Source organism: Streptococcus sp. Z554, assembly GCF_053010305.1.
Genome location: NZ_JBRKNV010000010.1, coordinates 41882 through 49588, shown reverse-complemented (window position 1 = coordinate 49588; position 7707 = coordinate 41882). Strand labels below are relative to the sequence as shown.

Below are 7707 nucleotides of genomic sequence, written 5' to 3'. Positions count from 1 at the left end.
AAAAAATATCTATGTCAAATAGAAAAGGAGGCAGTATCCTCCTTTCCACACTTAGTTCTTATTATTAATCAATTTTTTCAGCCTTTCTACAGCTCCTCTCATGGTGTCTTTTTGCTTTTTAATCACATGGAGATAGAAACGCTCAATCTCCATGTGATTAAAAAGCGGAAAAGTTAAACCATATGATGAAAATGCAGGAAACAAATTCATGCAGTACATTCCATACTATGCTAAGAGCTATAACGAATAGATTTTGTCTGATTTTTATCTGATTAAAACTAAAGCAAGGTAAAAATCACCCTATTTCATCAACAATTGAAAGAATGAAAAATCCATAAAATCAACGTTTTTGCTCATCACAAATATTGCCAAATCACACATTACGCTTACAGAACTAAACTATTCCCCTATTTAAAAAATATTGATTCAAATTTTATGAAATGAATAAGTAGATATCGTTCTGAAAAGCCTTGATATTACGCTATTTTTAGTCCAACTGAAACCCATACTTTCCAAACCAGGTCTTAAGAAAGCTTGTAAAGCATCACAATTTAATAAACGTTCTTTGAAAGAATGACTATACTTACAAAGAGCACCTTTCGGGGTGTTCTTTTTTATGCTTCCATGCTAAATTGGTGCAATTGACACAGTTGTTGCGACTTTAGTCACTTACAAGTGTGGCTACAAACTGACATGGTCAGTTGCCTCAAAACGTTAATCAATACGATACTATCAACGTTTCGAAACATTTCATGGTTCACACCATGGGGTGTTTTTTTGATGAATTTTAGAAAACCATACAACTTTACTCGAAAGAATGCTATAATAGTTTAGAATAACTGATTCTCTGTTAAAATAAATTTATGGAGGATTACGAAGTCACTTGCCTTAAAGGTTGGCTTGTTCTATTAGACAATTGGATTTTGAATTCCTTTTTTCCAACTGTCTTTGTCCGTCTTGAAAATGCAAATTAGGGTAGTCGTTATCCAATCCTATGGAATTATTGGATGGCTATCGTAATATGAATTTAGAGTTATCTGATAAAGAGAGTAAGGAAGTTTTAAATAAGAATATACAATTACATGATGGGGTTACTGATTTTTTGAAGTCATTTTAATTTAGCTAAGATGTGACATGTGCTCTAATCTCCATAAAATAGGGAGTGAATAGGAGGAGAGGAAATGGTTGGAGATCTTTTGAAAATCGATAGGATTAAGACACTATTGCTCGAGAATGGGATTTCTTTGGAACCAGGTCTAAGTGATGAAGAAATACAAAAAGTCGAGAAAATCTATGGAATTGAATTTTCTGAGCAGTGGTTGGCAGTCTATCAACAATTATTGCCTATTTCAGAAGGTTTTTATAACTGGAGAGATTTCTCAGCTGAAAATATAGAACATATAAAACGGAACCTAGCTGCTCCCTATGATGGAATTTTGAACAGTTTGGATGAACTGGTATGGGATGAATCTTGGGGGATCGAGCCAACTACACTGTTGGACAGAAATGTACAAATCAGGAAAATGTTAGAATCAGCACCTCGCTTAATCCCCTTATATGGGCATCGTTTTCTCCCTAGTTATGAGAATCAGGAGATGCCGATTTTATCAGTAGTGGATTTAGATGTTATTTATTATGGCAAAGATTTATACGATTATTTTGAGATTGAATTTGGAAATAGGAAACTTTCTCTGGCTTTAGAAGAATATAAGCAAGTACCCTTCTGGACGAGTGACTTTTATTAAATGTTTTTACAAAGATAACTGGTCGCACCCTTGAGAACTTCATCTTACTTTGAAATATGCTAAACCCACGATTGGAATTTCTAGTGGATGTTCTTTTTTATGCTTCCATGCTAAATTGGTACAATTGACACAGTTGTTGCGACTTTAGTCGCTTACAAATGTGGCTGCAATTTGACGAAGTCAATTTCCTCAAAACGTTAATCAACACGATACTATCAACGTTTCGAAACATTTCATGGTTCACACCATGGGGTGTTTTTTGATTAGTATACTGTAGATGAAGGATGAAGGCTAGAACATTTGATTGTGGGATAGAGGTTTCTTAGATATCAAATTTCAGATTGAGTTTAACTGAGGCCTATAAACTGACTAGTTTTGATTCTATAATTAATTGATATTACCTTTATTTTTTGATACAATTTACTTATCAAATTTTAAAAGGAGATTAAAATGAAATCTTTGAAACGTATTTTCTTGGGTGCTTTATTGGCAGTTGTTGCTGTTCTTCTTGTGGCTTGTAACTCAAAAAACGATAATGGAACCTATGTTTTTGAACCTACAAAAGAGGAAATGAAACAAATTGTACCGTCTGAGCTCCTATCTTTAGTTGGTGATAATTATAAAGTTTCTATCTCTATCACTATCAATGATGATAAAGGAGAGATGAAAATTGACTCAGATTTAGCTGGGAAAAAGTCTAATCAAGTGGTTGATTTAAAAGTAGATCAAAAAGCAAAAACTCTTGTAGCGGAAGCTAATCAAGAAAAAACCGAAATTACTTATGAAGTGTCTGGAGATGTGTTAACTTTTAAGGATGTGAAAAACTCTTCACTTAAGGATAAAGATAAGGATGTGTTTAGTAATTACATGAAGATTGCTAAATTTAAAAAAGTTAAATAAGCTATAAGGTAGGATTTAGTCCTACCTTTTTGATAATAGATAATTACATTTAGTAAAACTCGATTTTCCCACTAGACATTCGTCTACTTTTTTTATATAATAAAACTAAACCAAAATGGTTGAATTTTAAAAATAAAGTCAACCTGCGATGAAAGCATCACGCTAGGAGGTAAACCATGTACCAACCAGAAAAACTTAAGGCTCGGAGAAAAGAGCTAAAATTAACACAAAAAGAGATTGCAGAGCAGCTTGGGATTAGTTTTCAGGCTTATTCAGCTTGGGAGCGTGGAGTCAAGGAGCCTTCCGAAGAGAAGGTTGCTCAGTTAGAGAAGATTTTAAAAGTACCAAAAGGCTATTTTACTCAAAGTGAAATTGTCCGTCTCTACAATAGCCTCTCTCATCAAGGGAAAGAGAAGGTAGTGGTCTATGCTCGCAACTTGGCCCAAGAAGAACAAGCTAAGAAGGTGACGGATATTTCGGAAAAACTCTACGAGTATCATGTCTATGAACGCATGTCAGCGGGGATTGGGGCTTCGGTTTATGATGATCGAAACTTTGATACGGTTTATTTCAATGAAGAACTGGCTCATGATTTTGCTTCCTGGGTATCAGGGGATTCCATGGAGCCCAAATATCAAAATGGTTCAGTGGCTCTGATTCGGGAGACCGGATTTGATTACGACGGTGCTGTCTATGCAGTGGTTTGCAATAACCAGACCTATATTAAACGGGTCTATCGTGAAGAGGATGGCTTGCGTCTGGTCTCTATCAATCCTAAATACAAGGATATCCTCATCTCTTACGAAGAAGATCCGCGGATTGTGGGCATTATCGTAGGTAACTTTGTACCCATGGAGGGATAGTCTATGGGCTACTTTGATTATTCCAGAGAACCCAAAAGTGATATTGCCTTTGTCGATATGAAGTCCTTTTATGCTAGCGTTGAGTGTGTAGAAAGAGGACTCCATCCCCTCAAAACCTCCCTTTGTGTCATGAGTCGGGCGGATAATTCTGTTGGACTTATTCTTGCCTCCTCGCCTATCTTTAAAAAGATCTTTGGAAAAGCAAATGTAGGCCGTGCCTATGACCTGCCCTTTGATATCAAGACGCGTAAATTTTCCTATTACAATGCCAAGAAACAAGGCTTACGGACAGATCCAGACTATGTGAAATTTATCGAAGATTGGGCTCAGGTAACTGTGATTGTCCCTCCACGGATGGATAAGTATATCGCAGTTAATCTGGAAATCCAAGGAATCTTTCAGAACTATGGCAGTCCAGATGATATTTATCCTTATTCAATTGATGAAGGCTTTATTGACCTAACCAGTTCGCTCAATTATTTTGTTCCAGACCAGCAGATTTCTCGTAAAGATAAGCTGGACATGCTTTCTGCTCGCATCCAGAGAGATATCTGGCGGCAGACCGGGATTTACTCGACCGTCGGTATGTCCAATGCCAATCCTCTGCTTGCTAAGTTGGCCTTGGATAATGAAGCCAAACACACACCGACTATGCGAGCCAATTGGTCTTATCCAGACGTGGAAGAGAAGGTTTGGTCCATTCCAAAGATGACTGACTTTTGGGGGATTGGGCATCGGATGGAGAAGCGCTTGAATAGTTTGGGGATTTATTCGATTAAGGAATTAGCCAATAGCAATCCTGATGTCCTGAAGAAAGAACTTGGCCAAGCTGGACTTCGCTTGTGGTTTCATGCCAATGGAATTGATGAGAGTAATGTTCATACACCCTATAAAGCCAAATCTCATGGCTTGGGCAATTCGCAAATTTTACCGAGAGACTATGTCAAGCAGCGAGATATCGAAATTATCCTTCGAGAGATGGCTGAGCAGGTGGCTATCAGGCTTCGACGGGCTAGAAAGAAGACGACAGTGGTGTCTATTCATCTTGGATTTTCTAAGCAGGAACAAAAACGCTCCATCCATACCCAGATGAAGGTTGAGCCGACCAATAATACCGGTCTTTTGGTCAGCTATGTACTGAGATTATTCCATAGTAAATACACTTCTGGCGCCGTTAGGAGCGTTGCCGTTAGTTATTCAGGGTTTGTGGATGAATCCTTTGGTTTGATTTCCCTTTTTGATGATGTTGATAAAGTAGAAAAAGAAGAAAGGCTCCAGACTGCCATTGATTCGATTCGAGAGCAATTCGGATTTACTTCTCTCTTGAAGGCAACTGCCTTAGAGGATGCATCGAGAAGTATTGCCAGAAGCAAGCTGATCGGAGGGCACTCTGCTGGAGGATTAGATGGATTAAAATGATTGATCGCTCTTATTTGCCCTTCCAATCCGCGAGGGACTATCAGGATCCAGGCATGCAGAAGTGGATGGGCTTTTTTCTATCGGAGCATACCAGTTCCCTCAGTGCAGAAAAAAATCGTGTCGATTTATCAACAGATTTGAATCCAGTCGAGAAGTTGTTGCTACTTTCCCAGCTCTACGTCGGACGACTAAAAGGCTCTTTTATGGTCAAGGAGAAACATCATAAAAGCACGATATTGGGTGAAGTAAGAGAATTATCTCCTCAAGAAATCTCTGTTAGAACGGATGAAGGCTATCGATTAATAAGGGTAGATGATATTCTCACAATCAAACTTTGTCAGGAGGAAGTTGATGACTAGAAAAGAGTTATATGAAAACAAATTGCAGATGGATTATTTTTCGGACGACTACATTCGTTTTGAGGAAGATTTTCAAAAATACTCTGCCATGAATGTACCCCTGACTTTTCTGATTGACGACATTCTGCGAACCATGGCTATGAATCAAAAAAACTACTTTGTCCTGAACAAAGAAAATGCCAAGGATGGCAGGGAACATCGGTTTTATTTTAGGGTGAAAATGGAAAAAGATTGTCCACATACTCGAACCTATGCCTATATGGGACTCAGACAAAATCATCAGTAAAGATTCTGACCGTAAATATATTTTGTTGCAACAATGCTGTGTCCAGCTGTTCAAGAGCTATTTCTTGAATGTTTTTTTGTTTGTAGTTTGAAAGTAATTGAACTATACCAATTTTTATTCTTGACAAGTGAAAGAAACAAGTATATACTGTTTTTGCTGATTCCGTAAAGCGAGAATTAGACTATACCAATTTTAAGGAGAAAGCACAGTCTATCTGTGTCGTATATACTATGTGTGGAATTGTTGGTGTTGTTGGAAACACAAATGCAACGGATATTTTAATTCAAGGACTTGAAAAGCTCGAATACCGTGGTTATGATTCGGCTGGAATTTTTGTTCTAGGTGGTGCTGAAAGCCATTTGGTGAAAGCGGTTGGTCGTATTGCAGAATTGTCTGCTAAAACTACTGGTGTTGAGGGGACGACTGGTATCGGACATACTCGTTGGGCTACTCACGGGAAACCAACAGAAGACAATGCTCACCCACATCGCTCTGAGACAGGACGTTTTGTCTTGGTGCACAACGGGGTGATCGAAAACTATCTCGAAATTAAGGAAGAATACCTTGCAGGTCACCACTTCAAGGGACAAACAGATACAGAAATCGCTGTTCACTTGATTGGAAAATTTGCCGAAGAAGATGGCCTGTCAGTACTTGAAGCCTTCAAAAAAGCCCTTCACATCATCCGTGGTTCTTATGCCTTTGCCTTGATTGACTCTGAAAATCCAGATGTCATCTATGTCGCTAAGAACAAATCACCACTTTTGATTGGTCTTGGAGATGGTTACAACATGGTCTGCTCAGATGCTATGGCTATGATTCGTGAAACCAACCAATACATGGAAATCCATGACCAAGAGTTGGTAATCGTCAAGGCTGATAGTGTTGAAGTGCAAGACTATGATGGAAATCGTCGTGAACGCACTAGCTACACTGCGGAGCTTGACTTGTCAGATATCGGTAAGGGAACGTATCCTTACTACATGCTTAAGGAAATCGATGAGCAACCAACGGTGATGCGTAAACTAATCCAAGCCTATACTGATGAGGCTGGTCATGTAGTCGTAGACCCAGCAATCATCAAGGCTGTTCAAGAGGCAGACCGTATCTACATTCTTGCAGCTGGAACATCTTACCACGCAGGATTTGCTTCTAAGAAAATGCTGGAAGAATTGACAGATACACCAGTTGAACTTGGGATCTCATCTGAGTGGGGCTACGGTATGCCCCTTCTCAGCAAGAAACCACTTTTCATCTTCATCAGTCAGTCTGGTGAAACAGCTGATAGCCGTCAGGTTTTGGTCAAGGCCAATGAAATGGGTATTCCAAGCTTGACAGTGACAAACGTACCGGGTTCAACTCTTTCTCGTGAAGCCAACCATACGATGTTGCTTCATGCAGGTCCTGAAATTGCCGTAGCATCAACCAAGGCCTATACAGCGCAAATCGCAGCCCTTGCCTTCCTTGCAAAAGCTGTTGGTGAAGCAAACGGCAACGAAAAAGCGCAAGCCTTTGATCTTGTTCATGAGTTGTCTATCGTGGCTCAGTCGATCGAATCAACCCTTTCAGAAAAAGAATTGATTGATAGCAAGGTTCGTGACCTTCTTGAAACAACACGTAATGCCTTTTACATCGGACGTGGTCAAGATTACTATGTAGCCATGGAAGCCAGTCTCAAGCTCAAAGAGATTTCTTACATTCAATGTGAAGGCTTTGCGGCTGGAGAACTCAAACACGGAACGATTGCCTTGATTGAAGAAGGAACGCCTGTTTTGGCCCTCTTGTCAGATCCAGTCCTAGCTAACCACACTCGTGGAAATATCCAAGAAGTGGCAGCTCGTGGTGCTAAGGTCCTCACCATCGCAGAAGAAAATGTTGCCAAAGATACAGACGATATCGTTCTTACGACCGTACACCCGTACCTCTCACCAATCTCAATGGTCGTACCAACTCAATTGGTCGCTTACTTTGCAACCCTACACCGTGGACTTGATGTGGACAAACCACGCAACCTTGCCAAGTCTGTAACGGTAGAATAAAGTAGTCCTGTTACTGAATTCCAACATTTCTTGTCAACCTAGCAAAATCTTGTTATACTATAGAAAAGTAGTTAATAGTGAAGTATAAGGAGATTG

At 39.3% G+C, this 7707-nt stretch carries 7 protein-coding genes; all 7 read left to right on the top strand.

The window, feature by feature from the left end:
• Positions 1 to 1181 precede the first annotated feature (1181 nt).
• On the top strand, positions 1182 to 1745 hold the full coding sequence (locus tag ACVC7R_RS08110) for a hypothetical protein (protein WP_447264285.1): 564 nt from the start codon (positions 1182 to 1184) through the stop codon (positions 1743 to 1745).
• A gap of 450 nt (positions 1746 to 2195) precedes the next feature.
• A complete protein-coding gene (locus tag ACVC7R_RS08105) occupies positions 2196 to 2645 on the top strand; it encodes a hypothetical protein (protein WP_447264284.1) in 450 nt (149 codons plus the stop codon).
• 176 nt (positions 2646 to 2821) lie between these two features.
• Positions 2822 to 3508: a helix-turn-helix domain-containing protein gene (locus ACVC7R_RS08100; RefSeq protein WP_447264283.1), complete on the top strand. Its 687-nt coding sequence runs from the start codon at positions 2822 to 2824 to the stop codon at positions 3506 to 3508.
• A gap of 3 nt (positions 3509 to 3511) precedes the next feature.
• Positions 3512 to 4927 carry a Y-family DNA polymerase gene (locus tag ACVC7R_RS08095; RefSeq protein WP_447264282.1) on the top strand — a complete coding sequence of 472 codons (1416 nt, stop codon included), beginning with the start codon at positions 3512 to 3514 and terminating at the stop codon, positions 4925 to 4927.
• Positions 4924 to 5286 carry a hypothetical protein gene (locus ACVC7R_RS08090; RefSeq protein WP_447264281.1) on the top strand — a complete coding sequence of 121 codons (363 nt, stop codon included), beginning with the start codon at positions 4924 to 4926 and terminating at the stop codon, positions 5284 to 5286. The genes ACVC7R_RS08095 and ACVC7R_RS08090 overlap by 4 nt, the downstream gene beginning before the upstream one ends.
• Positions 5279 to 5572, top strand: coding sequence for a DUF5960 family protein (locus ACVC7R_RS08085; RefSeq protein WP_447264280.1), 294 nt, complete (start codon positions 5279 to 5281; stop codon positions 5570 to 5572). The genes ACVC7R_RS08090 and ACVC7R_RS08085 overlap by 8 nt, the downstream gene beginning before the upstream one ends.
• Positions 5573 to 5802: 230 nt before the next feature.
• On the top strand, positions 5803 to 7611 hold the full coding sequence (gene glmS / locus ACVC7R_RS08080; RefSeq protein ID WP_447264279.1) for a glutamine--fructose-6-phosphate transaminase (isomerizing): 1809 nt from the start codon (positions 5803 to 5805) through the stop codon (positions 7609 to 7611).
• The last annotated feature ends 96 nt before the right edge of the window (positions 7612 to 7707 follow it).